Source organism: Candidatus Thiodictyon syntrophicum (assembly GCF_002813775.1).
Lineage (GTDB): Bacteria > Pseudomonadota > Gammaproteobacteria > Chromatiales > Chromatiaceae > Thiodictyon > Thiodictyon syntrophicum.
In genome coordinates, this window is sequence record NZ_CP020370.1 from 4888167 (window position 1) to 4914666 (window position 26500).

General features: G+C 66.3%; 25 protein-coding genes. 12 read left to right on the plus strand and 13 right to left on the minus strand.

Features of this window, described 5'->3' with window-relative positions; translation table 11 throughout:
- Positions 1-45 precede the first annotated feature (45 nt).
- Together THSYN_RS20640 and THSYN_RS20645 are read right to left on the minus strand one after the other, a co-directional pair.
- Complete coding sequence (locus THSYN_RS20640; RefSeq protein ID WP_100920787.1) at positions 46-1536, minus strand: ATP-binding protein; 1491 nt, start codon at positions 1534-1536, stop codon at positions 46-48.
- A gap of 111 nt (positions 1537-1647) precedes the next feature.
- Positions 1648-2238, minus strand: coding sequence for a class I SAM-dependent methyltransferase (locus tag THSYN_RS20645; protein ID WP_100920788.1), 591 nt, complete (start codon positions 2236-2238; stop codon positions 1648-1650).
- Positions 2239-2325: 87 nt separating this feature from the next.
- On the opposite strand from THSYN_RS20645, the gene THSYN_RS20650 reads away from it, so the two are divergent.
- The 4 genes from THSYN_RS20650 to hypE all read left to right on the plus strand — a co-directional run bounded on the left by THSYN_RS20650 (position 2326) and on the right by hypE (position 6084).
- Positions 2326-3504 (plus strand): Ni,Fe-hydrogenase I large subunit, encoded by a 1179-nt coding sequence (locus THSYN_RS20650; protein ID WP_100920789.1) that lies wholly within the window; start codon positions 2326-2328, stop codon positions 3502-3504.
- Positions 3505-3660: 156 nt separating this feature from the next.
- On the plus strand, positions 3661-3933 hold the full coding sequence (locus THSYN_RS20655) for a HypC/HybG/HupF family hydrogenase formation chaperone (protein ID WP_100920790.1): 273 nt from the start codon (positions 3661-3663) through the stop codon (positions 3931-3933).
- On the plus strand, positions 3930-5048 hold the full coding sequence (hypD, locus tag THSYN_RS20660; RefSeq protein WP_100920791.1) for a hydrogenase formation protein HypD: 1119 nt from the start codon (positions 3930-3932) through the stop codon (positions 5046-5048). The genes THSYN_RS20655 and hypD overlap by 4 nt, the downstream gene beginning before the upstream one ends.
- Positions 5038-6084 carry a hydrogenase expression/formation protein HypE gene (gene hypE, locus THSYN_RS20665; RefSeq protein ID WP_100920792.1) on the plus strand — a complete coding sequence of 349 codons (1047 nt, stop codon included), beginning with the start codon at positions 5038-5040 and terminating at the stop codon, positions 6082-6084. The genes hypD and hypE overlap by 11 nt, the downstream gene beginning before the upstream one ends.
- 121 nt (positions 6085-6205) lie before the next feature.
- Here hypE and THSYN_RS20670 read toward each other — a convergent pair whose 3' ends face one another.
- On the minus strand, positions 6206-7288 hold the full coding sequence (locus tag THSYN_RS20670; protein WP_100920793.1) for an adenylate/guanylate cyclase domain-containing protein: 1083 nt from the start codon (positions 7286-7288) through the stop codon (positions 6206-6208).
- 190 nt (positions 7289-7478) lie between these two features.
- Between THSYN_RS20670 and THSYN_RS20675 the strand changes: the two genes are divergently transcribed.
- Positions 7479-8045 (plus strand): hypothetical protein, encoded by a 567-nt coding sequence (locus THSYN_RS20675; RefSeq protein WP_100920794.1) that lies wholly within the window; start codon positions 7479-7481, stop codon positions 8043-8045.
- A gap of 309 nt (positions 8046-8354) precedes the next feature.
- Here THSYN_RS20675 and rpmG read toward each other — a convergent pair whose 3' ends face one another.
- From rpmG to radC, 3 genes are all read right to left on the minus strand, one after another.
- Complete coding sequence (rpmG, locus tag THSYN_RS20680) at positions 8355-8522, minus strand: 50S ribosomal protein L33 (protein ID WP_005222974.1); 168 nt, start codon at positions 8520-8522, stop codon at positions 8355-8357.
- Between the two features lie 11 nt (positions 8523-8533).
- Entirely contained in the window at positions 8534-8770 is a 237-nt protein-coding gene (gene rpmB / locus THSYN_RS20685) for a 50S ribosomal protein L28 (protein WP_100920795.1), read from the minus strand.
- Between the two features lie 147 nt (positions 8771-8917).
- A complete protein-coding gene (gene radC / locus THSYN_RS20690; protein ID WP_100920796.1) occupies positions 8918-9592 on the minus strand; it encodes a RadC family protein in 675 nt (224 codons plus the stop codon).
- Positions 9593-9821: 229 nt separating this feature from the next.
- Here radC and coaBC point away from each other — a divergent pair, with 229 nt between their 5' ends.
- The 4 genes from coaBC (at position 9822) to argB (ending at position 15677) form a co-directional block, all read left to right on the plus strand.
- A complete protein-coding gene (coaBC, locus tag THSYN_RS20695) occupies positions 9822-11069 on the plus strand; it encodes a bifunctional phosphopantothenoylcysteine decarboxylase/phosphopantothenate--cysteine ligase CoaBC (RefSeq protein WP_100920797.1) in 1248 nt (415 codons plus the stop codon).
- Positions 11053-11511 carry a dUTP diphosphatase gene (dut, locus tag THSYN_RS20700; RefSeq protein ID WP_172965318.1) on the plus strand — a complete coding sequence of 153 codons (459 nt, stop codon included), beginning with the start codon at positions 11053-11055 and terminating at the stop codon, positions 11509-11511. The genes coaBC and dut overlap by 17 nt, the downstream gene beginning before the upstream one ends.
- A 70-nt stretch (positions 11512-11581) precedes the next feature.
- Complete coding sequence (locus THSYN_RS20705) at positions 11582-14233, plus strand: phosphomannomutase/phosphoglucomutase (protein WP_236848631.1); 2652 nt, start codon at positions 11582-11584, stop codon at positions 14231-14233.
- A 547-nt stretch (positions 14234-14780) separates the two neighbouring features.
- On the plus strand, positions 14781-15677 hold the full coding sequence (argB, locus tag THSYN_RS20710) for an acetylglutamate kinase (protein ID WP_100920798.1): 897 nt from the start codon (positions 14781-14783) through the stop codon (positions 15675-15677).
- A gap of 185 nt (positions 15678-15862) precedes the next feature.
- Here the strand turns inward: argB and THSYN_RS20715 are convergent, their stop codons facing one another.
- Positions 15863-16843: a DUF4124 domain-containing protein gene (locus THSYN_RS20715; protein ID WP_157817822.1), complete on the minus strand. Its 981-nt coding sequence runs from the start codon at positions 16841-16843 to the stop codon at positions 15863-15865.
- A gap of 138 nt (positions 16844-16981) precedes the next feature.
- Entirely contained in the window at positions 16982-17623 is a 642-nt protein-coding gene (gene pyrE, locus THSYN_RS20720) for an orotate phosphoribosyltransferase (protein ID WP_100920800.1), read from the minus strand.
- A gap of 219 nt (positions 17624-17842) precedes the next feature.
- Between pyrE and THSYN_RS20725 the strand changes: the two genes are divergently transcribed.
- Positions 17843-18523 carry a sulfite exporter TauE/SafE family protein gene (locus tag THSYN_RS20725; RefSeq protein WP_100920801.1) on the plus strand — a complete coding sequence of 227 codons (681 nt, stop codon included), beginning with the start codon at positions 17843-17845 and terminating at the stop codon, positions 18521-18523.
- Positions 18524-18583: 60 nt separating this feature from the next.
- On the opposite strand, the gene THSYN_RS20730 is transcribed toward THSYN_RS20725, so the two are convergent.
- From THSYN_RS20730 to THSYN_RS20745, 5 genes are all read right to left on the minus strand, one after another.
- Complete coding sequence (locus THSYN_RS20730) at positions 18584-19036, minus strand: DUF4426 domain-containing protein (protein WP_100920802.1); 453 nt, start codon at positions 19034-19036, stop codon at positions 18584-18586.
- Positions 19037-19113: 77 nt separating this feature from the next.
- Positions 19114-21081: a dynamin family protein gene (locus THSYN_RS20735; RefSeq protein ID WP_100920803.1), complete on the minus strand. Its 1968-nt coding sequence runs from the start codon at positions 21079-21081 to the stop codon at positions 19114-19116.
- A gap of 140 nt (positions 21082-21221) precedes the next feature.
- Positions 21222-21509 carry a DUF167 domain-containing protein gene (locus tag THSYN_RS20740; protein WP_100920804.1) on the minus strand — a complete coding sequence of 96 codons (288 nt, stop codon included), beginning with the start codon at positions 21507-21509 and terminating at the stop codon, positions 21222-21224.
- A 1-nt stretch (position 21510) separates the two neighbouring features.
- Positions 21511-21660, minus strand: a complete 150-nt coding sequence (locus THSYN_RS34195; RefSeq protein WP_157817823.1) for a hypothetical protein — start codon at positions 21658-21660, stop codon at positions 21511-21513.
- Positions 21657-22121 (minus strand): CBS domain-containing protein, encoded by a 465-nt coding sequence (locus THSYN_RS20745; RefSeq protein WP_100920805.1) that lies wholly within the window; start codon positions 22119-22121, stop codon positions 21657-21659. The genes THSYN_RS34195 and THSYN_RS20745 overlap by 4 nt, the downstream gene beginning before the upstream one ends.
- A gap of 202 nt (positions 22122-22323) precedes the next feature.
- Here THSYN_RS20745 and THSYN_RS20750 point away from each other — a divergent pair, with 202 nt between their 5' ends.
- A complete protein-coding gene (locus THSYN_RS20750) occupies positions 22324-23136 on the plus strand; it encodes a hypothetical protein (protein ID WP_100920806.1) in 813 nt (270 codons plus the stop codon).
- Positions 23137-23497: 361 nt separating this feature from the next.
- Positions 23498-26422 carry a ribonucleoside-diphosphate reductase subunit alpha gene (locus tag THSYN_RS20755; protein ID WP_100920807.1) on the plus strand — a complete coding sequence of 975 codons (2925 nt, stop codon included), beginning with the start codon at positions 23498-23500 and terminating at the stop codon, positions 26420-26422.
- The last annotated feature ends 78 nt before the right edge of the window (positions 26423-26500 follow it).

Below are 26500 nucleotides of genomic sequence, written 5' to 3' on the forward strand. Positions count from 1 at the left end.
TGCAGCGTCCAGGTTGCGGGATACTCCAAGCGCCGCCACCCGGCGCTATGTTCGCGGCAAGCGCATCCGCTGGTCCGCCGTGACCGGGGCCGCACTCGGCTCCATGCACCTCAAGATATTTGACCCCAGCGTGTAGGCGTAAACGCTGGATGGCACAAAGGTGAACTGCACTCCGCGATATTCCACGCTGTCTGCCGCGACGGTGCGCGTCGTTATGACAATCGGCTGTTCTATCTGGGGATTTTTGGAGACGAATTCCACGCAGTTGTCCAACTCTCCGCGCGCCTTGAAAGGCCGATCGGTCCACTTGACCTCGACAACCCATTGCGGTTTTTGCTCCGCGCTGGCCAGCGACACGATGTCGATCTCACCGGTATTCCAGCGGGCATAATAGAGCTGGTTCGCCTGACGCTGTTGCCATTGACTGTAAATCGCCGTCTCGGTCAAGGGTCCCATCGCCTCAGAGTCGGCGCCGATTTGCCCGAACAAGGCCGCGCGCATTGATGGATTCGTCAGATAGACCTTGAAGTACAGCGCGCGCTTGAAGCGTTTGGCATTCTGGTCGATCCGCTCGACCCGGCGAATGAGGAAGGCGGCTTCGAGATACTCCAGATAGCGCTTGATGGTGTTCTTGGCGACACCCGATGACTGCGAGAGGCCCTCCAGGCTGACTTCATTGCCGGTGTTGTAGGCCAGGGTGGTGAACAGCCGATTCAATTCCTGGATATCGTTGATCCCATAGAGACTCGGCAGATCGCGCAGCAATACCTTGTCGATAATGTCGCTCTTGATATATTGCCCGGGATCGCCGCGGATCGTAGCCGAGAAGACGGCTTCCGGATAGCCGCCGAAATTGAGATAGTTGACGAACTCGCCATTGAGTCCGACAATATCCTTCGCGCGGTACCCGGGCGCGTCATCGCGGTTCGGATGGCTTGCCGGAACCACCTCGACAAGCTCGCTGTCGCGCTTGATGAACATGAGATATTCCGCGAAGGTCAGCGGCGGCAACACATAGTCACTGAACCTGCCGGCACCCGATTCCGTGCTCTTGAGCCGCAGCGCGGCGGCCGCCGAACCAGTAACGACGAACTTGTAGTCCGGGTACGAGTCGACGAGGGACTTCAGGTGGACCTCCCAGTCCCGCAGATATTGAATCTCGTCGAAGAAGATATGCAGCGGACTTTCCCGCCGGTGTCCGAACGTCTCCAGGAAAAACCCCAGTAGTCGCGCGAGCGGCAGCCCGGTATAGATAGGCGTTTCGAGCGAGAGGTACAGAATCCGATTGGCCGGCGTCCCACCGTCGAGCAATCCGCGAATGGCCTGATAGACCATCACCGTCTTGCCGACGCGGCGCGGCCCCATCAGCACAATGGCGCGCCGGACGCTGGTGTCCAAGACCGTTCTGAAGAAGGAAGCAAAACAGGTCCGCCGCGGTGTGTCCTGAAATGCGATTTTCGTCGCCGGCCCCGTGTCCCACCATGGATTATCAAAGGCCAGGCGGGCGACAATGTCCTCTTTCGCAATCTCGAGCATTTAAGAATCGACTCCGCCTAAGATCAGGGCGCTGATCTTACGCCCAGCACGACCCCAAGACAAGATCAAACGACTGATCTTGATTGACGCGGTGTGCACCCACCGCGCGGCTCACCCCCGCTCGGCCATCCCGACCGTGTAATGCGCGCCCTGCTTGAGCTTGTCGTAATTGCCGAAGACCTCACGCAGGTTGCGCTTCATGAATTCGCGCAGGCCGTTGATGGTGACGACATAGAGCCGTCCGCCCGGGCGCAGCCGGTCGCGGGCGTCGTGCAGCAGGATCGACAGCAACTCCTTGCCCACCTTGGCGGGGATGTTGCTCGCGATGCGGTCGAAGCGCTGGTCGGCCGGCACCTGGTCGAAGCCGTTGCTCAGCAGCGCCCGGGCGTTGTCGAGCCGGTTGCGGCGCGCATTGCGCCCGGCGTAGTCCACCGCGACGAAATCCTTGTCGACCATCAGGGTTTGCCCCTGGGGGGCGAGGGCCGCGAGGGCCAGACCGATGGCGCCATAGCCGCACCCCAGATCCAGGCAGTCGGCGGCGGGCGCGACCTCCAGGTGCGCGAGCAGCAGGCGCGTGCCCTCGTCGATCTCGCGCGGGGAGAACAGCCCCCAGGTGCTCGCAAAGCGCAGCGTGCGGCCGGCGAGTTCGGCCTCGAAGCGGATGGGCTCGCGCAGACGATTCACTTGGTCCTTGGTGAGCATGGGCGACGACCTGGAGGGTTCTTGGACGACCCGATTGACGGGCCCGGGACCCGGTATTCTAGCCCCTGGTTGGGGTACACTCACCCGATGACCGACCCTGCCGGCAAGCTGCATATCCGTCTCGACCCGCACGGGGTCCGCATCGACTCGACCCGCCCGGTGGGGGCGGCCAGCCTGTTGGTGGGCCGCGACATCGCGCACGCCACCCGCCTGCTGCCGGTGCTCTTCAGTATTTGTGCGGTGGCCCAGGCGGCGGCCGGGGCGGCGGCCATCGAAGGGGCGCTGGGGCTGGCAGTGGCCCCGCGGATCGCGTCCCGGCGGCGACGACTGGTGGCCGCCGAGACCTTGCGCGAGCACCTGTGGCGCATCCTGCTCGACTGGCCGGGCATCATGGGCGAGCCGGCGGACGCCGCTGCCATGGCCCGGGTGATGGCAGGCTATGGCGACTGGCGTGCGGCCCTGACCGCGGGGGTCGACCTGTTCGCCCCGGGCGCGGCCCTGCCCGCCGCTGAACCGGCCGCGGCGCCGGCCGCTGAATGCGCCCGGCGCGCGCTCGCCGACCTGGGCACCCTGCGGGTCTTCGGTCGGCCGCCGGATGTCTGGCTGGAACAGGTCGCGGGGCTCGAGGCCCTGGCAGCCTGGGCCGGGCAGACCGACACGGCAGCGGCGCGGCTGGTGCATCGGACCCTGACGGCGGGACAGGCCGGGTTCGGACGCGCGGGTGTCGGCGCCCTGCCCCCGCTCAGCGCGACGGACCTCGATCGCTGCCTGGACGGTGCGGACCCGGCGGTCGATGCCTTCGTGGCCAGGCCCACCTGGGACGGCCAGCCGCGGGAGTCGAGCCCGCTGACCCGGCAACTGGAGGCACCCCTGGTGCAGGACCTCCGCCGCTCCTTCGGCAACGGACTCCTGCCGCGCCTCGCCGCCCAACTCGTCGAGGCGGCCCGGATCATGGCGGGCGCTGAGGCGAGCGCGGCGGAGCCGGCGCCGGGCGACCTCCCCGCGGGCCTCGGACTGGCCCAGGTCCCGGCCGCCCGTGGGCTCCTGGTCCACCGGGTGCGCCTGTGCGACGGGCGCGTCACCGGATACCGCATCCTGGCCCCGACCGAATGGAACTTTCACCCCGCAGGCGTCGTGGCGGTCGGTCTCGCCGGGCTCATGGCGCACGCCGACCCGGTTGATCTTGGGCCCCTGGCCCGGCTCTTCATCACCGCCGTGGACCCCTGCGTGGACTTTGAACTGCAACTCCCGGGGCGGCCTCAATGATGGCCCCGGTCGGCGGCAATCGGTCCGTGCCGCGACCATCGGTCCACACAGCGGACCCTACGCGGACCAACGACCCCACCGCCGCACGCTGGGGGCTTTACGACCAAGGCCCCCCACCACCAGCCCCAGACTTGCATCCCCACAGGACCTGTACCCATGTGCCTCGCCATCCCCGCCCGCATCACCGCCATCGACCCCACCGGACAGTCGGCCACGGTCGCCTTGGGCGCCGTGACCAGGGACTGCTCGCTTGCCCTGATCGAGGACGCCGCCGTCGGCGACTATGTCCTGATGCATGTGGGCTATGCCTTGAATCGCATCAGCCCACAGGAGGCGCAGCAGACCCTGGCCTTGATGCGTGAGGCCGGGGTCCTGGTCGATCAGGACGGGCCAGCCCCGGCACTCGCCGACACCGCGGGGCCGGCATGAAATACATCGACGAGTTCCGCGACCGGGACCTGGCCCGGGGCCTGGCCGCGGCCATCGCCGCCGCGGCCGACCCGACCCGACAGTACCGGCTGATGGAGTTCTGCGGCGGCCACACCCACGCCATCTTCCGTTATGGCCTCGCGGACCTGATGCCCGCCAATGTGCGCTTCATCCACGGCCCGGGCTGCCCGGTCTGCGTCCTGCCCATGGCGCGTATCGACCACGCCATCACGCTCGCCACCCAGCATGGGGTGACCCTGTGCACCTATGCCGACCTGATGCGGGTGCCCGCCGGCGAGCGCCGGAGCCTGCTCAAGGCCAAGGCGGCGGGGGCCGACATCCGCATGATCTACTCAACGAGCGACGCCCTGCGCATCGCCCGCGAGGACCCGGGGCGCCAAGTGGTCTTCTTCGCCATCGGCTTCGAGACCACCACCCCGCCGACGGCGGTGGCGGCCAAGGTCGCCCGGGCGGAAGGGCTCGAGAATTTCTCGATCTTCTGCAACCATGTGCTGACGCCGCCAGCCCTGCGCACCATCCTCGCCACGGCCGGTCCGGATGGGGTCCGACTCGACGGTATCCTGGGTCCCTCCCATGTCAGCACCGTCATCGGCAGCCAGCCCTACGGCTTCGTGCCGCAGTTGTTCGGCAAGCCCGTCGTCATCGCCGGCTTCGAGCCCCTGGACGTGATGCAGTCCACCCTGATGCTGATCCGCCAGCTCAACGAGGGACGTTGCGAGGTCGAGAACCAGTACACCAGGACCGTGACTGCAGAGGGCAATCGCAAGGCCCAGGCCCTGATGGCGGAGGTCTTCAGGCCGCGCGAGACCTTCGAGTGGCGGGGGCTCGGCTTCCTGCCGGACAGCGCGCTGCGGCTCGCCGACGACTACGCGGACCTGGATGCGGAGCGGCGCTTTGCCGTCACGATCGGTGAGGTGCGGGAGGTCAAGGGGTGCGAGTGCCCGGCCATCCTGCGCGGGGTCAAGGAGCCGACGGACTGCAAGCTCTTCGGCACCGTCTGCACCCCGGACAACCCCATGGGCTCCTGTATGGTCTCCTCGGAGGGCGCCTGCGCCGCCTATTGGAGCTATGGACGCTTTCGTTATGACCACTGACCGCCGCTTTCCCGTTCGGCTGGACCTCCGGCACGGCACCGTCGATATGAGCCACGGCGCCGGGGGGCGGGCCATGGCGCAGCTCATCGCCGAGGTCTTCCAGGCCCACCTGGACAATGACCTGCTGCGCCAGGGCAACGACCAGGCCCTGTTCACCCCGCCCCCGGGGCGGCTGGTGATGAGCACCGACGGGCATGTGGTCTCACCGCTCTTCTTCCCCGGCGGGGACATCGGCTGCCTGTCGGTCCACGGCACCATCAACGATGTGGCCATGGCCGGCGCCCGGCCCCTCTATCTGGCCGCCGGCTTCATCCTGGAAGAGGGCTTTGCGCTCCAGGACCTGGTGCGCATCGTCGTCAGCATGGCCGCTGCCGCCAACGCGGCCGGCGTACCGGTCGTCACCGGGGACACCAAGGTCGTGGAGCGCGGCAAGGGGGACGGCGTCTTCATCACCACCACCGGGGTCGGCGTGGTCCCGGCGGGTGTCACCATCTCCGGTGACCTGGCCCGCCCCGGCGACGCCATCCTGGTCAGCGGCAGCCTGGGGGACCACGGGGTCGCCGTCCTGTCACGGCGTGAAAACCTTGGATTCGAGGTGAAGATCGCGTCCGACACCGCCGCCCTGCACGGTCTGGTGGCAGCAATGGTGGCCGCGGTGCCGGATCTGCACTGCCTGCGCGACCCCACCCGCGGCGGGCTGGCCACCACGCTCAATGAGCTGGCCCACCAGTCCGGGGTGGGGATGCGCATCCGCGAGTCCGCCATCCCGGTCCACCCGGCCGTGGCCGCCGCGTGCGAACTCCTGGGGCTCGACCCGCTCTATGTCGCCAACGAGGGCAAGCTGATCGCCATCTGCCCGGCGGCCCGGGCGGCCGAACTGCTGGCCGTCATGCGTGCGCATCCCCTGGGTGCAGCGGCCAGCCTGATTGGCGAGGTAGTGGCCGACCCCCACCGCTTCGTGCAGATGGAAACCGCCTTCGGCGGCAGCCGCATCGTCGATTGGCTGGCGGGGGAGCAGTTGCCGCGGATTTGTTGAACCCGCGTTGGCGAGGAACGGCTGACTGATAAGCCAAACAAGTCCGTTAGGGACTGCTTGTCGCGTTGTTGTCGTTGTGTTTAACTTGCTCTTGACTCGATACTGAGCTACCCGCGGTACCCTACCGCCCCCACAACACCGCGTCCACATACCGCTTGACCTGGAGGTGGGCCGGGGTGTCGATGTTGGTGAATTGCAGGCTGGTCTGAACGCCGTCCGCACCGGCCTGCGCCCGCACCACCTTGGCGTAGAGATCGCCCAGCGACTCCCCGTGGAGGCTCGGCGCGAGATCCACCACCAGATCGGTACCGCGCCCCAAGGCGAACGGGAGTTCGACCAGGAAGCCGTGGTAACCGAGATCCAGCGCCCGCCCCGACAGCGGCTCCGCGACTATGTGCTTACCGACGAGCCGCCGCAGTTCCACGGGAAAGTCGACCCGCACCCGCGGCGAGCGGCGCACCTCCACCTGCGGCACCACCAGGCGTCGCGGGTAGTTCACGCAGTGCAGTTCATAGAGGACCACGGGCGCCGATTTGCCCTTGACCCGTACCTCATTGACCGCGCCGACCTCGATGTGGTCACGCGCCGCGGCGTGGCACGACTCACTGAGGAGGACCTGACCGCGCAGGCTGAAGGACTCCATGCGCGCAACCACATTCACGGTGTCGCCGATCACGGTGTACTCGCTGTGCTGACGGGAGCCGAAACTGCCCGCCATCACCTCCCCGGTGTTGACCGCGATGCCTACATAGAGCCGGGGCTCCCCGCGCGCCACCGACTCCAGGTTGAATTCCACCATGGCGTGCTGCATCTCCACCGCGCAGGCCAGGGCGTGCAGCAGGTCATCCGGGCGGCGCTCGGGGGCGCCGAAGAGCGCCATCACCGAGTCGCCCATGAACTTGTCGATGACGCCCCCGTGACGCTTGATCACCCGCCCCATCACCGAGAAGTAGCGGTTCAGCAGACCGATGACGGTCACCGCGGGCAGGGTTTCGGTCAGCGCCGTAAAGCCGCGGATATCGGCCAGCACGATGGTCGCGTGAGTCCCGGTGATCGGCTGGGATTCCAGCAGGAACTCATCGATCAGCCCGTCCAGGCGATGGCGCAAGGCGCCATGCCGGAACGCGGCGCCGGACTTGTCGCAGAGCTCGGCGACCACGCGCGCGACCCCGGCGAGGAACAGTTCACGATTCTGGTGCAGCATCTTTAGGTTCGGTTCTTTGCGGTAGGTCGTTGAGCTTCAGCATGACACATGGGTGAGCACGCGCCTTGTGTCTGGTTGGCAGTTCGCACAATCGAAAAACGGCCTACACTCCCCGCGACGACAAGCCCAGCGCAACAACCGCGCTCCCCGGCCTGAGCACCGCCACAAGACAGACCCAGCGAGGCCCTTCATGACCCATCAACCCGCCCCCCACGGCACCGACCCGTGGCGCCCGCGTCGCGCGCACGCACGGTTGGCGCCGCTGTGCCTGGCACTCGGCCTGAGTCCGGGCCTGGTCGTCGCCGCCGAGAGCCGCATCGAGTTGCGCGACGGCAGCGTCATCAGCGCCGACCTGGTCGGGGTCGGCAATGGTGTCTACCGGGTCCGCAGCGCGACCCTGGGCGAGGTTACGATACCCGAGTCCGCGGTACTCGCGATTCGTCCCGCGACCGCCGGCGCCGCGGCACCGACCAGCGCCGCGACGAGTGCTGCGGCACCAAACCCGGCCCCCGGTGCCGGTGCGCAGACGGTCGACCTCGCGGCCATCCAGCAGCAACTGCTGGACAACCCGCAGACCATGGAGGCCATCACCCGCCTGCAGAGCGACCCGGGCATCCAGGCGGCCCTCGCCGATCCGCAGTTCGTGGCGATGATCATGTCCGGCAATGTCGAGGCACTGCGCACGGACCCGCGTTTCCAGCGCCTGCTCGAGAACCCGGCGATCCGGGCCCTCATCGGCCAGGTGCTGGGACCCTAAGTAACGAGTCACAAACAAGGTACACCAGGGATACCGTCGTTGTCGTTGTCGTTGTCGTTGTCGTTGTCGTTGTCGGGTTATCGTAGCGGCACGGATGCTTTCGCACCCCAAAGTGCATCGCTTCTACGAATTCGATTACGATTACGACAACGACAACGACAATGCTTGTGTTTAGCTTGTAGCTTGTTCTTGACTCGTTACCAATACCGCGAAGCGCACATCCCGACCCAACCCGGAGGACTGCAAAAAAAGCGAGAAAACAAAAAAAAAAGCCCGCTACTGCGGGCTTTTTTTCGGTGCACCGGGGCACTACTTGATCTTGCCTTCCTTGTACATGACGTGCTGGCGGACGACGGGATCGAACTTCTTGATCTCCATCTTCCCCGGCTGATTGCGCTTGTTCTTGGTGGTCGTATAGAAGTGACCGGTGCCGGCGCTGGAATTGAGCCGAATCTTTTCACGTGCTGCCTTGGCCATGGACCTTCCCCTTAAACCTGTTGACCACGGGCACGCAGGTCGCGGATGACCATGTCGATGCCTTGCTTATCGATCAGCCGCATCCCGCTGGTGGACAGGCGCAGCCGCACCCAGCGCTTTTCGCTTTCGACCCAATACCTGTGATAGTGCAGATTGGGCAGAAAACGGCGCTTGGTCTTGTTGTTCGCGTGCGACACATTGTGGCCGCTCATCGGCCCCTTACCGGTGACCTGACATACCCGAGACATGGCAGAGATCCTTACGAGAAAGATAAAATGGCTGGGACCGGCAACGCATGGGGGCCCAAAAAAGAAGCGGAAGGCTACCACGGGCCTCGGGCGGGACGCAAGCGGCGGCGCCGTAGAGCACTGGGACGGGACGCCCCGGCTCCTGTGTCACAGGAGCCCCCGCTCCGCCAGCGAGGTCCCCGGCCCTTCGCCGATGATGAGGTGATCGAGCACCCGCACCTCAATGAGGGCGAGCGCGTCCTTGAGCCGCTGCGTAATGCGCAGGTCCGCCTGGCTGGGCTCCGCCACCCCGGATGGGTGGTTGTGGGCGAAGATCACCGCGGCGGCATTGGTCTCGATCACCCGGCGCACCACCTCGCGGGGGTGGACACTCGAGCCGTCGATCGTGCCCTGAAACAGCTCCTCGTAGCGGATCACCCGGTGGCGATTGTCCAGGAACAGGCAGGCAAAGACCTCGTGGGGCAACCCGTAGAGCTTGAGTTTCAGAAAGTCACGGGTCGCCTCCGGACTGGTCAGGACGTCCTGGTCGGCGACGCGGGTCAGCAGATAGCGGCGACTGAGCTCCAGGACCGCCTGGAGCTGGGCGTACTTGGCCCGGCCCAAACCCTTGACGGCACAGAATCGCCGCTCGTGCGCTGCCATCAGGCCAGGCAGCCCGTCGAAGGTCGTGAGGAGGTCCCGTGCCAGATCGACCGCGCTCTTGCCCGGGATCCCGGTGCGCAGGAAGATGGCCAGCAATTCGGCGTTGGACAGGGACGCGGCGCCCTGGTCCAGGAGTTTCTCCCGCGGGCGCTCGTCCGCGGGCCAATCGGTAATCGCCATGGCGCCTCCGCCTGTGTGGTACCAGCCAACCTTAGCGCGATTCTGCCTCAGACCGGCGAGCCGCTTCACAAAAACTGCGAACTGCTCACCCAACCTCAGGCCAAATCCGGACAGACTCTGCGGCGGTAGCGGGCACGCGTGCGCAACGCGGGGGCGGATCGCGACGAGGCAAGGTTGAATCGGGTACACTTTCGGCCAGTTCCAGCCCAAGGCCCAAGTCACATCCGCGATGGCTCCACTACCCGACGTGCAGGTTTTGCTCGGCGTCAGCGGCGGGATCGCTGCCTACAAGGCGGCGGACCTGGTGCGCCGCCTGCGTGAGCGCGGCTGCGCGGTCCGGGTGGTGATGACGGCCGCGGCCACCGCCTTCGTCAGCCCGCTGACCTTCCAGGCACTCTCGGGCCACCCGGTGGGCACCGGCCTGCTCGATCCGGCGGCCGAGGCCGGCATGGGCCACATCGAACTGGCCCGCTGGGCGGACCTGGTGCTGATGGCACCCGCCACCGCGGACCTGATCGCCCGCCTCGCCGCCGGCCTGGCGGACGACCTGCCGACCACCCTGGTGCTCGCCACCTCGGCCCCGCTGTACCTGGCCCCGGCCATGAATCAACAGATGTGGCGTCATCCCGCGACCCAGGAGAACCTGGCGCGCCTGCGCGGCCGTGGCGTGCGTATTCTGGGCCCGGCACAGGGTAGTCAGGCGTGCGGCGACCTGGGCCCCGGGCGTATGCTGGAGCCCACGCAGATCGTCGAGGCCTTGCTCGCCGACCGGTCTGCGGCCGGTGCCGAGACGGGCACCGATCCGCGGAGCGCACCCGGCCCGGGTCCGCTCGCGGGGGTCCGGGCGCTGGTCACGGCGGGCCCCACCCGGGAGCCCCTGGACCCGGTACGCTATCTGGGCAACCGCAGTTCCGGACGCATGGGCTATGCGGTGGCCGCGGCCCTGGCGGGCTTGGGTGCCGTCGTGACCCTGGTCAGCGGCCCGACGGCCCTGCCCACCCCGGCAGGGGTCGCGCGCATCGACGTGGAGACGGCCGCCGAGATGCACGCCGCGGTGCTGGGGCGCGTCGGCGCGGCGGACCTGTTCGTCGCCGCGGCGGCGGTGGCCGACTACCGACCCGCGGCACCCGTCGCGCAGAAGATCAAGAAGGCCGATACGCAACTGATCGTGCACCTGGTGCGCAACCCGGATATCCTGGCCGCGGTCGCGGCGTTGCCGGACCCGCCCTTCACGGTCGGCTTTGCCGCCGAGACCGAGCGGGTGGAGGAGCAGGCGCGCACCAAGTTGCTCGCCAAAGGGCTGTGCATGATCGCCGCCAACCAGGTCGGCGCCGAACAGGGCGGTTTCGAGCGCGACGAGAACGCGCTGATCGTGCTGTGGGCCGACGGCCGGCGGGACTTTCCCATGATGCCCAAGACCCGGCTCGCCGGGGAACTGGCCCAATTGATTGCCGAGCGCTATGTTGCATCGCCTTGAGGTCAGGATCCTGGACCCCCGCCTGGGCACCGAGTTTGCTCTGCCCCACTATGCCAGCGCCGGTGCCGCCGGGCTCGACCTGCGCGCAATGATCGATCTCCCGCTGGCACTGCAGCCGGGCGCCTGCGAGTTGATCCCTACCGGCATGGCGATCCATATCGCGGCCCCGGGGGTGGCTGGTCTGATCCTGCCGCGCTCCGGACTGGGGCACCGCCACGGGATCGTACTGGGCAACCTGGTCGGGTTGATCGACGCGGACTATCAGGGGCAACTGCTGGTGTCCTGCTGGAACCGGAGCGCCGAACCCTACCTGGTCGCGGTCGGCGAGCGGATTGCCCAACTGGTCCTGGTCCCGGTGCTCCATGCCCAATTGGCCCTGGTCACTGACTTCGCCGCGTCGGCGCGGGGGGCTGGCGGGTTTGGTCACACGGGACTCAAATGAACGGGCCCCGGCGGATCCGGGGGCTGTTTCGACATCGACACCATTCAGTCGCGCGGTGAGGAGGCACGGCATGGCATCTGGACGGAGCGAAGACACACGGCGTAAGGCCGCCGAAGGCGATCATACCTCCGGACTCAAGGGATTCTGGATCCAGAGCTTTGTCGGCATCGCCCTGGTATTGCTACTGGTTGTCGGCCTGCTGCTGTACCTGTGGGTCGCCCGCGAGAGCGCAAGCGACCGGCTTGACCTGGAGAAGGCAACGCAGGCACTGGCCGAGCAGGTGACGGCGGCGATGGCACGCATCCGCAGTCAGGTCGACACCTGGCGGACCGAACCGAACCTGCGCGCCGCCTTCCGCAAGGCCGGCGACCCCGAGGCCCTGCGTCACGAGGAGGAGGCGTTGCTGCGGACCCTGCCGGGGGCGCTCAGCATCCACCTGTTCGCGCCGGAACAGACCAGTTCAGTCGAGGGTATCCCGTTCATGAGCTACGCGGGGCTGGACTTGGCCCGCAAGGCGGCCCAAGACCGCGCCGCGACCCTGATCGAGGTCCACAAGGTGGGCCAACCGGATATGCATCTGGCCATGGCAATACCGGTACTCGACGAATCCGGGGAGCGCACGGTCGGGGTGGTCCATGGGGCCCTGCCGATGACGCTGCTGCCGAGCGCGCTCAAAGCCGCCACGGGGCATGGCCTGGTCCTCTACCAGCAAGTGGTGGGGGAGACCGCGGCCAACTTGGGCGGCGCCGCCGCACCCACCAGGCCGCCTGACCACTCCGCCCCGATTGTCGGCACCCGCCTGCGCGTCGCCGCCTGGCTGGACAGTTCCAGCGGCCTGGACCCCTGGCTGCTGGGAGCGGTGGGAGCCCTGTACCTGGTGCTGCTGGGCAGCATCGGCGGCGTGCTGATGCTCGGCTATGCCGCCCAACGCCGGGCCTTGCTCCTGGACTGCAAGGGCTTCACGATCCTCATTGAGGACGCCGTGCACCGCCGCCCACTGCGGCGCATCCGCTCGCGGATCAGCGAGGTCCAGGACGCCCATCAGGAGACCCTCGCCCTCTTGCGCGGCCTGCAGCCGACCCGCGCCCCGTTACGCAGCAGCACCGTGCCCCCGGTGCTGATCGAAGCGCAGGAGTCGGCGAGTGCCTCCGCGGCCCTGGACGACAGCCCGAGCCCGACCTCGGCGCTGAGTGCATCGAGCATTGAGGTGGCGGAGATCGACCTGCCGGAGAGCCTCGACCCCTGTTCTGAACCGCTTGAAGAGGCCACTGCTGCCGCCGCCACCCCGGCGCAAAGCCCCCTGGAGGCGCTCGCGGCGGGGCTAGAGTCCTATGGCAACCCGCTTGCCGAGATTCCCGCCGAGGTCTTTCGCGCCAATGACATCCGCGGCCTGGTTGCAGACCAGTTGACCAGCGAGGCCATGCACGCCATCGGCCAGGCGATCGGCAGCGAGGCCCTGGAGCGCGGCGACCGCGACCTGATGATCGGGCACGACTGCCGGACCACGAGCCCCGCCCTCGCCGCCGCGCTGATGGACGGCATCCGGTCCGCCGGAGCGGACGTGACGGACCTGGGCCTGGTCCCCACCCCGCTGGTCTATTTTGCCTGCTGCCAACCGACCGTCAGCAGCGGCGCGATGGTCACTGCCAGCCATAACCCCAGCGACTATAATGGCGTCAAGGTGGTTCTCCACGGCGCGAGCGCACAGTCCGATGAACTCCAGGGGCTACGGCAGCGCATCCTGGTGGGGGCGGTCGCCACCGGCCGCGGCGGCTATCAAACGGCGGACATCATCCCGAGTTACTGCGACTACATTGAGCGGGACGTGGCCCTGGCCCGCAGTCTCAAAGTGGTCATCGACTGCGGCAACGCCACGGCGTCAAAAGTAGCCCCAATGCTGTACCGTGCCCTGGGCTCCGACGTGATTGAACTCAACTGCGATCTGGAGTCCGGCCTGCCTGAGCGCCGCTCGGACCCGGCGGCCCCCGAATACACACGCGACCTCGGGGACCTGGTGGTCAACCAGGAGGCGGACCTGGGCCTCGCCTTCGATAGCGACGGCGACCGCCTGGGCGTGGTCGACTCCCTGGGCCGCTTCATCGCCGCGGATCGGGTCCTGATGCTCCTCGCCGCAGATGTCTTATCCCGCCACCCGGGCACCGACGTCATTTTCGATGTCAAATGTTCCCGCCACCTGGCCGACGAGATCCGTCACGCGGGTGGGCGACCGATCATGTGGCGCTGTGGACATGCCTCGCTCAAGGCCAAGCTGCGTGAGAGCACGGCCCTGATCGCGGGCGAGCTCAGCGGCCACTTCGTCTACCGGGAGCGCTGGTTCGGCTTCGACGACGCGATCTATGCCGGGGTGCGCCTGCTGGAGGTCCTGTCACTGGATCCGCGACCGAGCAGTGAGATCTTCGGCGCGCTGCCCGGCGGGCTCGCCACCCCGGAACTGGCACTGCCGCTGGCCGAGGGCGAGCCGGCCCGCATCATGCGCGCGGTGATGCAGTTGGCGAGCCGACTCGAAGGGGTCGACGTGATCCGGATCGATGGCCTGCGCGCCGAATTCGACCACGGCTTCGGCGTGGTGCGCGCCTCCAACACCGAGCCGAAACTGACCTTCCGCTTCGAGGGCGATGACGCGGAGGCGTTGGAGAAGATTCAGGCGCTGTTCCGGCGGCTGATGGAGAAGGCGGCGCGCGGTCTGACCATGCCTTTCTGAGAAATCGCCCTCGGGGCGATTTCTCAGAACTGTAATTGAAGAAGCATGGATGAGGATCGGCGCCAAGTTTCGGGGAGACTGGTCTGGACCTCGCATCCGCGGCTGTCCGAGCCCCAACGGGGCGTAACATACCAGCCCAGGGCAACGCCCTGGGATAGGCAGATCAGTAATCCCAGCCCTGAAGGGGCGTGACATAGGGCGTTCAGCTACCCCGTAGCGGCCGGCAGCCAGGCCGGGCATGTGGAGCAAACGATGGACGACATTCGCATTACTTGATCAGGATAATGTCACTGAAAGGTCTGCTGATCTTCCGTAGGCAGTAAACGTGAAAGGCGCGGAGCCATCCCGCGCCTTCCCCGATTGGCTCCTGTTCAAACCGATGGCGGCTCGTCGACCAATCGTTACACCGCTAATTTTAGTATCATTTCTGATCAAACACAACAGATCAGCGCAAACTTGCCGCTTTTTCGGTACCCTTCACCCTTCGACCGGTGTCGGCATACGAACGGCCGCACCAACCCAACCCAGCCTGCCGCGGTACCCCAACATGTCCCTGCCAGTCGAACGTGCACAAACCATCGCGCATGTCCTCATTGAGGCCCTGCCCTATATCCGCCGCTTCAGCGGTAAGACGATCGTGATCAAGTATGGCGGTAACGCCATGGTGGACCAGGGCCTCAAGCAGGGCTTTGCCCGCGATGTGGTCCTGATGAAGCTGGTGGGGGTCAACCCGGTGGTGGTGCATGGCGGCGGACCGCAGATCGGCTCCTTGCTCAAGCGCCTGGGCAAGGTGAGCGAGTTCGTGCAGGGTCTGCGGGTCACCGATGCGGAAACCATGGACGTGGTGGAGATGGTCCTGGGCGGGCTGGTCAACAAGGAGATCGTCAGCCTGATCAATCGGCATGGCGGGTCCGCGGTAGGGCTGACCGGCAAGGACGGCGACCTGATCCACGCCCGTAAACTGCTCCTGCGCCGCGATGCACCGGAGTTGAAGGAGCCCGAGATCATCGATCTGGGCCATGTCGGCGAAGTCGAGAGCATCGATGTCGCGGTGGTCGATCTGCTGGTACGGGGTAATTTCATCCCGGTCATCGCCCCGATCGGGGTGGGTGTCGATGGCCGCTCTTACAACATCAATGCGGATCTGGTCGCCGGCAAGGTGGCCGAGGTCCTGAAGGCGGAGAAACTCCTGCTGCTGACCAATACCCCGGGACTGCTGGATGCGGACGGGAAGCTGATTCCGGAACTGGACGTGGGGCGGGTCGAGGAGTTGATCCGGGCGGGCGTCATCACCGGCGGGATGCTGCCCAAGATCCAATGCGCGGTCGATGCCGTCCAGGGTGGCGTGAAAAGCGCCCATATTATCGACGGGCGGGTCGAACATGCGGTAATGCTGGATCTGTTCACCGACGAGGGGGTCGGCACCCTGATCCGGCGCCGTTGATCCCGGAAAGAGCAGTTTAGCCGCAAATGAACGCAAATTAACGCAAATAGTCAGAGACGCAGCCTTTACTGCATGTACGCCGTCCGGGTGACGCTGGCGACGATGCTAACCAGCAGATTTATTTGCGCTTATTTGCGTTCATTTGCGGCCAAGAACTCTTTCTGGGTAAATTCGTTCTTGACTCGTTACTTAGGTGGACCCACAGGCCCCGCGGGGACCGGAGGGGGCGCCGGGGGCGCGGTCACCGCGTCATGGAAGGCACTCAAGACCTTCAGGGCGCGCTCGTCACCGCAACCGGTGTCATTGGACGCCGGGTTCTTGCATTGCAAATCCAGGAAGATCGAAGCCGCCGCCCCGTCCTTTTCCTGGATGCGGGAGAGGGTAAGACTCAGATCGTCGCGGGTCTCCGGGGGCGCGGTGATCAGAATATTGGCACCCAGGGTCTGGATCGCGGTCGTCGCGTGGGCCTTGGCATAGGCGACGGCCAGTGCCCAATACTGGTCGCATTGGGCACTGCTCTCGCAGGTCACCAGGTTGCGCAAGGCGAGCCGGGACGGCTCCTTGGGCCGCTCTGCCTTATCCTCAGGGATGTCTTTCAACTGACGGAAGCGCTTCAGATCACGGTCAAAGTCGGCCCTGACCCCCTCTTTCTGCTGCTCACGATCGACGATCGTCGCGTAAGACTCGCGGATATAGCGCTCGCTCTTGCCGATGCCCTCGGTGACATGCTGGGGGACCGATTTGCCCGCGCGCTCCATGTCGGCAGCCTCGGTACGCAGATTGCGCAGCCACTCCTGTTGACGACGAATGTTGCCGCGAGCGACCTGAATCACGACATCGATCGCCGCGAGTTTCCCATCCCGGGCCATCAACAGATCGTCCACCGAACGAAAGGTCCGCAGGAGCACCCGATCGGCCGCCTTCTGTTGATCGACCAGACGCTCCTGCTGGGCGCGCAGACGCTCCAACTCCCGTTCACGCTGGATTTCCTCGATGGTCTGGGCCGGCGGCACCACCTCAACCCGCAAACCCTGATTGGTCAGTTCGGCGTGTCCCTTGTCAACTTGATTCGGCGGGATCTGATCGGTGTAGTGGACCACCCCGTTCTCGTCGACCCACCGGAACATCTTGGCGGCGTTGCTACCGCCCACTGCCGAAAACAGCACGCACCACAAGCTGATCCCGGCCACAGCCAAGAGCCTGACCGACAGCCGCGGGACGCGACGCGTGATGGACGGCCGCAGGGCGCAGACCAGCAGCTGAGTTGGCGCCTTGGCGTCGAGCGGGAGGCACATAGTTCTCAGTTAGACCCCATAGCAGGCCCGGTAGGTCCTTACCGCGGCACGCGACGCGTCATCGATCGCGAAATCACCCAAACAGTCGATCAAGTGATCCAGCGTAACAATGCTGAACACGGGAACGCCGTAGAGTTCCTGAACCTCGGCCACGGCGGACCCCTTCCCGGCACCACGCTCCAGACGATCCAGGGCGATCACCACGCCCACGGGTTCGGCGCCGGCGGCACGGATCACCTCCATCGACTCCCGCACCGAGGTACCGGCGGTAATCACGTCATCGATAATCAGCACCCGCCCAGCCAGTGGGCGCCCGACAATCACGCCGCCCTCCCCGTGATCCTTCGCCTCCTTGCGATTGAAGGCGTACGCCAAATCCCGCCCGGTGTCGCGCGCGAGCGCGATACTGGTGGCCGCCGCCAGCGGGATGCCCTTGTAGGCCGGGCCGTAGAGCACGTCGAAGGCAAGCCCGCAGTCGATGATCCGGCGGGCGTAGGCGTCGGCCAGACGTGCCAGGCGCACACCGGTATCGAACCGGCCCGCGTTGAAAAAATAGGGACTGTGCCGACCGGATTTCAGGGTGAAATCACCGAAGCGCAGGACCCCGGCGGCGGCCGCGAAGCGAAGGAACTCACGCTGGTAGGCTTGCATAATCACGCAACGGTTGTGAAACTGTTAAGTATGATACACCGACCTTCAAACCAAGATCGGGAACCCCGTTCCTACCTGGCGACACGGACTCGCACCACCGGCCCGGTCGGTGTCACCGGGCGCCGCCGCGGCCCCCGGTAACACCGACCGGCGGCAGTCCCCGACCGCCGCAAACCCCTTGCAACGCATCGCGCTGACCCGGCGCCGCAGGCCCACCCAGTGATCGCCCAGGCACCCTATGTCACCGCCTTCTTAGTCGGCCTGCTGGGCGGCGTGCATTGCCTGACCATGTGCGGCGGGCTGGTCAGCTCATTGACCCTGGGTCTGGACCCGCGGCGGCGCCGCGACCCCTGGCGGCTGCTGCCGCTGCAGGCGGGCTATAACCTCGGACGGGTTGCGGGCTATGCGCTCGCCGGGGCGCTCGCCGGCGGCCTGGGCGCGGCTCTGCTGCAACTGGACTCGCTCCAGCTCGCGCAGCGCACCCTCTACGCCCTGGCCGGGGTGGTCATGGTCCTGCTCGGACTCTATCTGGGCGGTTGGGGGCAGCAGCTGGCGTACGTCGAGCGCCTGGGACTGCGCCTCTGGCGTCGCCTCGCGCCGCTCACGCGCCGCTTCTTGCCGGTCAGGCGGGTACCGCAGGCGGTCGCGATCGGCCTGATCTGGGCCTGGGTACCCTGCGGGCTGGTCTACAGCGTGTTGATCACGGCGGTGTCGACCGGTGATCCCGGCCGCGGCGCCCTCCTGATGCTCGCCTTTGGCGCCGGGACCTTGCCGAACCTGCTCGGCATCGGGCTGCTGGCGGGCGCCGCCGCCCGCCTGGCAGGGCACCACCGGTGGCGGCAGGCGGCCGGCCTCATGGTCGTCGGCTTCGGTGTCCAGGCCCTCTGGCAGCTCACTTGAGAAATCGCCCGCTGGGCGATTTCTCAAGTTGTTCAAGAAATAAGGCGATTGGCGGGGCGTTCACGGTGATTCGGTGAAGAACTCCTGGCGTAGTCGCAGGGTGGTGGTTTCGGCGGCACCGGCGGGGCGGACACGGATCTCAAAGTCGAGTTCCTGCCCGTCGGCGATCGGAAATTGCCCCAGGTAAGAGACGGCGCCGCTGGCCTCGACCTCGTGCATGGCGACCGGGCCTTTGGGTGACTTGTCGTTGACCAGGTCCACATCCACCAAAGCCTTGACCGAGGTGCCGGCGGCTCCGGGCCGGTCTTTGATCACGCTTACATTCAACACGCCGAGACCCTTGCTGCGTTGGATCGCGTTCGCTCGGGCGATCTCCGGGGTCAGGGTATCGGCAGTAAAGGCGTTATACTGGATCGTAAAAGCACCCGCCCGGGTGCTCTCGGCGACCACCGCTTGGACGCCTTGGAGTAGGGCAGCGCCCACACAGGCCGCGAGGGCCATCGGCTTGAACATTGGATCTTCTCCTGACTCGGTGCGCACACCAGGCGCCGCCGGCCCGGCACTTGGCCCCCTCCCGTGCAAGCGCCCCGTCAACCGGCGACCAACCGCGGCTTCTGGGGCGCATCCTGCTCGGTCAAGGGATCATAGTGCAAGGCGTTGTGGATGTTGCGCAGGGCCGTCAATTCCTGGGCAAAGCCCAGGTACTGCGCCTGCATGTCGTCGATGCGCTTCTGCACCGCGTCCTTCGAGCGGCCGATCCGCTGGAGATTCTCGAGCCGCTTCTCCATCATCAGCTTGTGCTCCTGGATCTCTTCCGCCAGGGGCGCCAGGGTATCGCGAATCCAACCGTCATAGGCGACCCGCAGTTGGTCGAACAGGACCTGGGCGCGGCTCACCATCTGTTGATGGAAACGCCGGATCACCATCCTCTGTCCGGACAGGGCCATACCGGGGCTGCGCCGGAACGCCTCCACCTCCTGATACAGCAACTCGATTTCCACCCGGTACTTCATCGGGACGAAGACCTTGGGCGTGGCCAGATCGAACTCGAAGTCCTCGCGGAACACCTGATAGATTTCGCGCACCAGCTTGCGGATGCGCTCACTCTCGGTCGCCACCGTCTGCATGGCGCGGCGCAACTCGTCGAACAGCCCCTTCATCGCGCGGGTGAGACCGGCGGTGGTCCAACTGCGCACCAGTTCACCATGGGCACGCTCGACCATGGCCTCGATGCTCTCGCTCTCCAGCAGCCGACGGCAGTGCCGGGTCTGCGTGAGCAACTCCTCGCGTCGCTGCTGGAACTGCTGGACGCCTTTGAGATAGTGCTCCTGTTCGCGCCGGGTCCGCTCCAGCAACTGGGCAATCACGTCCTGACTCTTATCGCGCAGTTGTTCGAGCTCCTCCAACTGGGACTTGACGCGCGTAATGCGTGAGGCGACCCGATTGCGGTTACGGTCCAAGACCTGGCCCACGCCGGCGTCGATCGCATCGATCAAGAACTGGTGCTTGGTCTCGAGCATCTTGGTGGCCAGGTGCCGCTCCAGGGCCGGCAGGGCGCTGCGCCGCAGCATGGCCTCGTCCGAGCGGCCCTTAGCCGCGCGGGCCTGCTGGGCCGCGACCAGGAAGACCACATCCTCGCTGATCCCCAGCGCCAGGGCGGTGTTACGGCGTTGGGCAGCGGTCACGGCAGTGGGGTCGGCGCCGTCGCGCGGTCCGTCCCGGCGCACGTCACTCTGGTTCAGGGCGACCAGCATGGCCCGCTGACGGCCGGTCTGGAAGCCCTTGAGGTGGTGCTGCCAAATTTCCAGGTCGCTACGCGTCACGCCCGTGTCGGCCGACAGCACGAACAGCACCGCTTGGGCCGCGGGCAGCATGCTGATGGTCAACTCGGGTTCGTTACCCAGCGCGTTGACCCCGGGGGTATCGAGGATCACCAGACCCTGTTTGAGCAGGGGGTGCGGAAAGCTGACAATGGCATGACGCCACTTGGGTATCTCCACCATCTCCGTCGTCGGCTGCCCCTCGGGGGTCAGACCGGCACTGGACAGCCCCAGGCGTGCCGCCTCCGCCATGGAAACCTGCTTAGTCTGAAGGATCTCTTTCAAGGTACCCGCTACCTGCTCCGAACCCTGCAGATTCAGCGGGTAGTGGACCCACTGCTTGGGGTTGGACTTGAACTGCGCAAGCGAGGTTTCCTGGGCGCGCGTTTCCACCGGCAACAGGCGCAAATACGCCTCGTTACGCTCGGCGTCCCATAGCAGTTCGATCGGGCACCGACAGGTGCGCCCCGCCACGCAGGGCAGGAGCCCCCCTGCCAAATCGGAGAAGAAGATCGCGTTGATCAACTCGGTCTTGTCTGCGGTGGACTCAGCGACGAACGCGACCGTAAGACGATCACCAGCCAGGGCGTCCAGCGCGGCGTGCAGTTGCTCCCGGGCGCGCGGGGTCGCGCGCCGGTGCTCTTCCAGCCACGTCTCCAGCTCGGCCACGGCGCGCGCGACCCGCGTCTTCCATTGCTGGTAGGTGGTGAGCCGCCGTTGTACTGCCGGGGTTTGCATCACCCAAAGCACCTTGAGGGTTGAGTAGCCGCTGGGACCGGATCGCCAGACCGTCTGATCGTCGCAAGTCCAGGCTGGGCAAGAACCGCTTTCCCGGCTCCTCCGCCGCCCCCGCCGCGTCGCCGAACCCGCGGCAAGGGTCACGCGGCCGGAGGCGCGATCGGCACGGGAAAACGTCGGGGCGAACGGATCACCAGTCGCTTGCGACGAGACTGCTCGCCGCTCAGGAACGCAACCTGGGACTGGGGTACGCCGAACGCCCGGCCAAGGAACCGTCGCAGGGCCTCATTCGCCTTGCCGTCGACCGGCGGGGCCTGGAGGCGCACCCGGTAGCTGTCGCCCTGATCCTCCACAAAGGCATCCTGAGTGGCGCGGGGCTGCACCCGCAAGGTCACCTCCAGGTCGTCACCGCACCAGCGATACCACATGCTATTGGTCCTTGGCGAACAGCGTGTCACCGGCGGGGACGCAGCGCACGGCGGTGTCCAGGCCCGCTGCCGCGCGCCCCCGGACCCTTGCCGCGCCGCGCAACGCGACCCGGGCCTCAAGCTGGGCAGGGGCCTGGGAAGGGGTGTTCAACTGCTCTTCAGACTCCCACTGATGTTGGCATGGAAAATCGCCTTGTGAACGTCACCCAGGCTCAGCATGCCCACCAGGAGCCCGTTCTCGACCACCGGAATCCGCCGAAAGTTGTGCCGGACCATGACGGTGGCGGCGCGCAACAGGTGCATATCCACATCGACCGAGATCGGCTCGTGCGCCATCAGGTCTTCGACATGGAGTTCCAGCACCTCGCCGTAACGGCCCATCTGGCGGTCCAGGTCCACCGAGTGCATACCCTCGGAGACCAAGTGGTCCATGGTCGGAAACAGACTGTGCAAGACGTCCTTCTCGGAGATCACCCCGATCAAGCGCCCCGCATCGTCCACCACCGGCAGCCCATGGAAGCGGTAGAGGCACATCAGGGAGGCAACCTCCATGATCTTGGTGCCGGGGGTGACGGCGCGCACCGAACGGCTCATTGCGTTTCTGACATTCATCGGTGAAGTGCTCCTGAACGGACTCGTGGCCCCGTCTTGGTATGCCCGGGCATGGCCGGGCCTGCGGGAGTTTGCGAAGTATAGCGAGCCCATCGCGCCGACGCGACGCACGCTCGGCACGCCGGGCCCATGGTTTGCCTCGATCTTCCGTGCTGAGGTATGCTAAATAATATTAATGCTTGGGGTTTCAAGTAGAAAAATTATGGAAAGCAGCAACGAGCCGACACCCACCACCGGCTCGGCCCAGGTCAGCGACCCGCCAAGCGAGCCGACGCTTGCGGTCGTCGCCGACCAAACAGCGGCCACGACCGCGACTGGCGAGCCCGAACGTCGCGGCGACAGCGCGCGCGGCAGTCGCTCGTCCCGCCGCGGTTCCAGGTCGCACCGCAGTGGCCACCGCGACGGCAATTCGGCGCATGTCAGCAGCAGCGACAGCAGTCGCAACAAACTCCGGCGCCACGTGTGGGCGGCGCGCGGGCTCGCCCTCGCGGCAACCGTCGCGGCCGTCGTGCTGTCGATGCTGCTGATTCAGGCCAGGGCCAAGGTCGCCACCCACGCCATGGAGAAGGGGACCCTGGCGAGCGAGCTCAACCGCGCCCAGGGCGAACTGACCCAGACCAAACAACTGGTCGCCGCCCAAGAGGTCGAACTAGGGGCACTGCTGAAACAGCGCATCCCCGGCGTCACCAACCTGGAAGTTGAAAAACTCTACGAGATCAATACGAAACAAGTCAAGAAGCTGAGCTTCTCCGAGGCCGGGGTGGGAGCCGGCAAGCGCCTCGCCTACTACATCGTGCTCAAGAACACCGACGTGACACCGGTCATCCCGGCCGTGACCATCCTGCTGTTCGATCGCAAGGGGCTCCAGACCGGCATGGCCCGGGTGACGCGCGAGGCCGCCACCACGCCGACCGACCACGAACAATTACAGCCCGGCGAGACCCGCGCCTACTCGGCGTCGATCGACAAGATCCGCGACGACCCACCGGCGTATTTCATGGTCGAGGCGCGCTGAGCGGCGGACTGCATACCGTCGTCGCCGGCAGCGCTTGAGGCAGCGCCCGGCTCGCCCGGCGGCGCTGCGCTTGCGCCTTTCGCTCCCCAACCACCGCATCCCCTGGCCCGCGAGACGCGTGCAGCACACTGCACCCGGCTCGGGGCGCGCGCCCGCGCGCCGGAGCGGGCGCACCGGGCCGGGCCTCGCAGCGGGTCACCACAGTCGAGAACCGGCGCCCCCTTACACACAACATATAGTAGTTGACTGATCGTCGCCAGCGTATATATTGCGTCTTGCCCCCGCCTGCGTCGACACCTGTCGACCCCGCACCGGGCGCCCGCCGGAGCACCCGCAATTCAAGGCCCGATCAGGAGCTAGCATGTCCGCACCAGACCAGTCCCAGGCGTCCCCACCCACGCGCGGCGCCACCGCGCGCCCTGCGACACCGGCAGCCGCGAGCCAACCCACCGGCGCCGAGCTCACCGCCCTCACGCCGGGACGGGTCCAGGTCATCCGCCGCAACGGCAAGGTCACCCACTTCGACCCCAACAAGATCATGGTCGCCCTCACCAAGGCCTTCCTCGCCGTAGAGGGCGGCAACGCCGCCGCCTCCAGCCGCGTCCACGACCGCGTGCATGAACTGACCGGGCAGGTGGTCGCCGCCCTCACCCGCCGCCTGCCCGGCGGCGGCACCGTCCACATCGAGGACATCCAAGACCAGGTGGAACTCGCCCTGATGCGCGCCGGGGAGCACAAGGTCGCCCGCGACTATGTGCTCTACCGCGACGAGCGCGCCCGCGAGCGCGCCCACAAGGCCGCCACCGACAGCGTGCAGCCGGCACCGGTCACACTCACCGTCACCCTGGCCGACGGCAGCATCCGCCCGCTCGACCTGGAGCGCCTGGGCCGCCTGGTGGCCGAGGCCGCCCAGGGACTCGCTGCGGTGGACGCCGCCGCCATCCTCACCGACACCACCCGCAACCTCTTCGACGGCGTGCGCGAGGCCGACGTGGGCCAGGCATTGGTGATGTCCGCCCGCGCCATGATCGAGCGCGACCCCGCCTACAGTCAGGTCGCCGCCCGGCTCCTGCTCGACCTGATGCGGCGCGAGGCCCTGGGCTATCTGGACCTGGCGCAAGGTGTGGAGACCCAGGCGGACCTCACCGAACGCTACGGCGACTACTTCGGCGCCTATGTGCGCCGCGCTGGTGATCTCGAGCTGCTCGACCGCCAACTCGCCCGCTTCGACCTCCACCGCCTGGGCGCCGCACTCAAGCCCGAGCGTGATCTCGACTTCAGCTATCTCGGGCTTCAGACCCTCTATGACCGCTATTTCATCCACACCGCCGAGGGCATCCGCTTCGAGTTGCCCCAGGCCTTCTTCATGCGTGTCGCCATGGGGCTCGCCATCAACGAGATCGACCGCGAAGAGCGGGCGATCGAATTCTATGAACTGCTCTCCAGCTTCGACTTCATGTCGTCCACCCCCACCCTCTTCAACGCCGGCACCCTGCGGCCCCAGTTGAGTTCCTGCTTCCTCACCTCGGTCCCGGACGACCTGGACGGCATCTACAGCGCCATCAAGGACAACGCCCTGCTGTCCAAGTTCGCCGGCGGACTCGGCAATGACTGGACGCGGGTGCGCGGGATGGGGGCGCATATCAAGGGGACCAATGGACGCAGCCAGGGCGTCGTCCCATTCATGAAAGTCGCCAATGACACGGCAGTCGCAGTGAATCAGGGAGGAAAGCGGCGTGGCGCCGTCTGTGGATATTTAGAGACCTGGCACGTCGACATCGAGGAATTCCTCGATCTGCGCAAGAACACCGGTGACGACCGCCGCCGCACCCATGACATGAATACCGCCAACTGGGTGCCGGACCTTTTTATGAAGCGGGTGGCCGAGGAGGCGCACTGGACCCTCTTCTCGCCGGACGAGACCCCCGACCTGCACGACCTCATGGGGCAGCCCTTCGAGGCGGCCTATCTCGCCTATGAGGCGCGCGCCGAGCGCGGCGAGATGAAGGTCAGCAAGCGCCTCAAGGCCGTCGACCTGTGGCGCAAGATGCTCGCCATGTTGTTCGAGACCGGGCACCCCTGGATCGCCTTCAAGGACCCCTGCAATCTGCGCTATACCAACCAGCACGTCGGCACTGTGCATTCCAGTAATCTCTGTACTGAGATTACCCTGCACACCAATGACCAGGAGATCGCCGTCTGCAACCTGGGCTCGGTGAACCTGGCCGCGCATGTCACCGACAAGGGGCTCGATACCAAGCGCCTGCAGCGCACCGTGAGCACCGCCATGCGGATGCTCGACAACGTCATCGACTACAACTTCTACAACGTCCCCCAGGCGCGCAAGTCCAACCTGCGCCACCGTCCGGTCGGGCTCGGCATCATGGGCTTCCAGGATGCACTCTATAAGCTGCGCATTGCCTACGGCAGCCAGGAGGCGGTCCAATTCGCCGACACCAGCATGGAATACCTGAGCTACTACGCCATTCAGGCGAGTTCGGACTTGGCCGAGGAGCGCGGGCGCTATCCGAGCTTCCCTGGCAGCCTGTGGAGCCGCGGTATACTCCCTATCGACAGCATCGCGCTCCTGGCCGAGGGCCGCGGCGGCTATCTCCAGATGGACACCGGCGGCACGCTCGATTGGGCCACCCTGCGCACCCGCGTCCAAACGGTCGGCATGCGCAACTCCAACACCATGGCCATCGCCCCCACCGCCACCATCAGCAACATCGTCGGGGTGAGTCAATCCATCGAGCCCACCTATCAGAACCTTTTCGTCAAATCCAACCTCTCCGGCGAGTTCACCGTCGTCAACCCCTACCTGGTCGCGGATCTCAAGGAACTGGGCCTGTGGGACGCCGTCATGGTCAATGATCTGAAGTATTTCGACGGCTCGGTGCAACCCATCGACCGCGTCCCGGAGGAGTTGAAGGCGCTCTACGCCACCGCCTTCGAGGTCGACCCCCGCTGGCTGATCGAGGCCGGCAGCCGCCGCCAGAAGTGGCTCGACCAGGCGCAGAGCCTCAACCTCTATATGAGCGAGCCGAATGGCAAGAAGCTCGACAACCTCTACAAACTCGCCTGGGTGCGGGGGCTCAAGACCACCTATTACCTGCGCTCCATGGGGGCGACCCATGTGGAGAAGTCCACCATGGCGGACGCGACCGCGGCCAATCGGCTGAGTGCGGTGGGGGGGAGCTATAACCTCCTGGACAAGGGGAAGGGGAACGGGGCGGCGCCGCAGGTTTGTTCTATACTCGATCCGGAGTGTGAGTCCTGTCAGTAGGAAGAGGTCTCACGCCAAAGCGCCAAGCACGCCAAGAGAAGAGGTTTATGCGGGTGCACTCGTGACACCGCTTTGCGG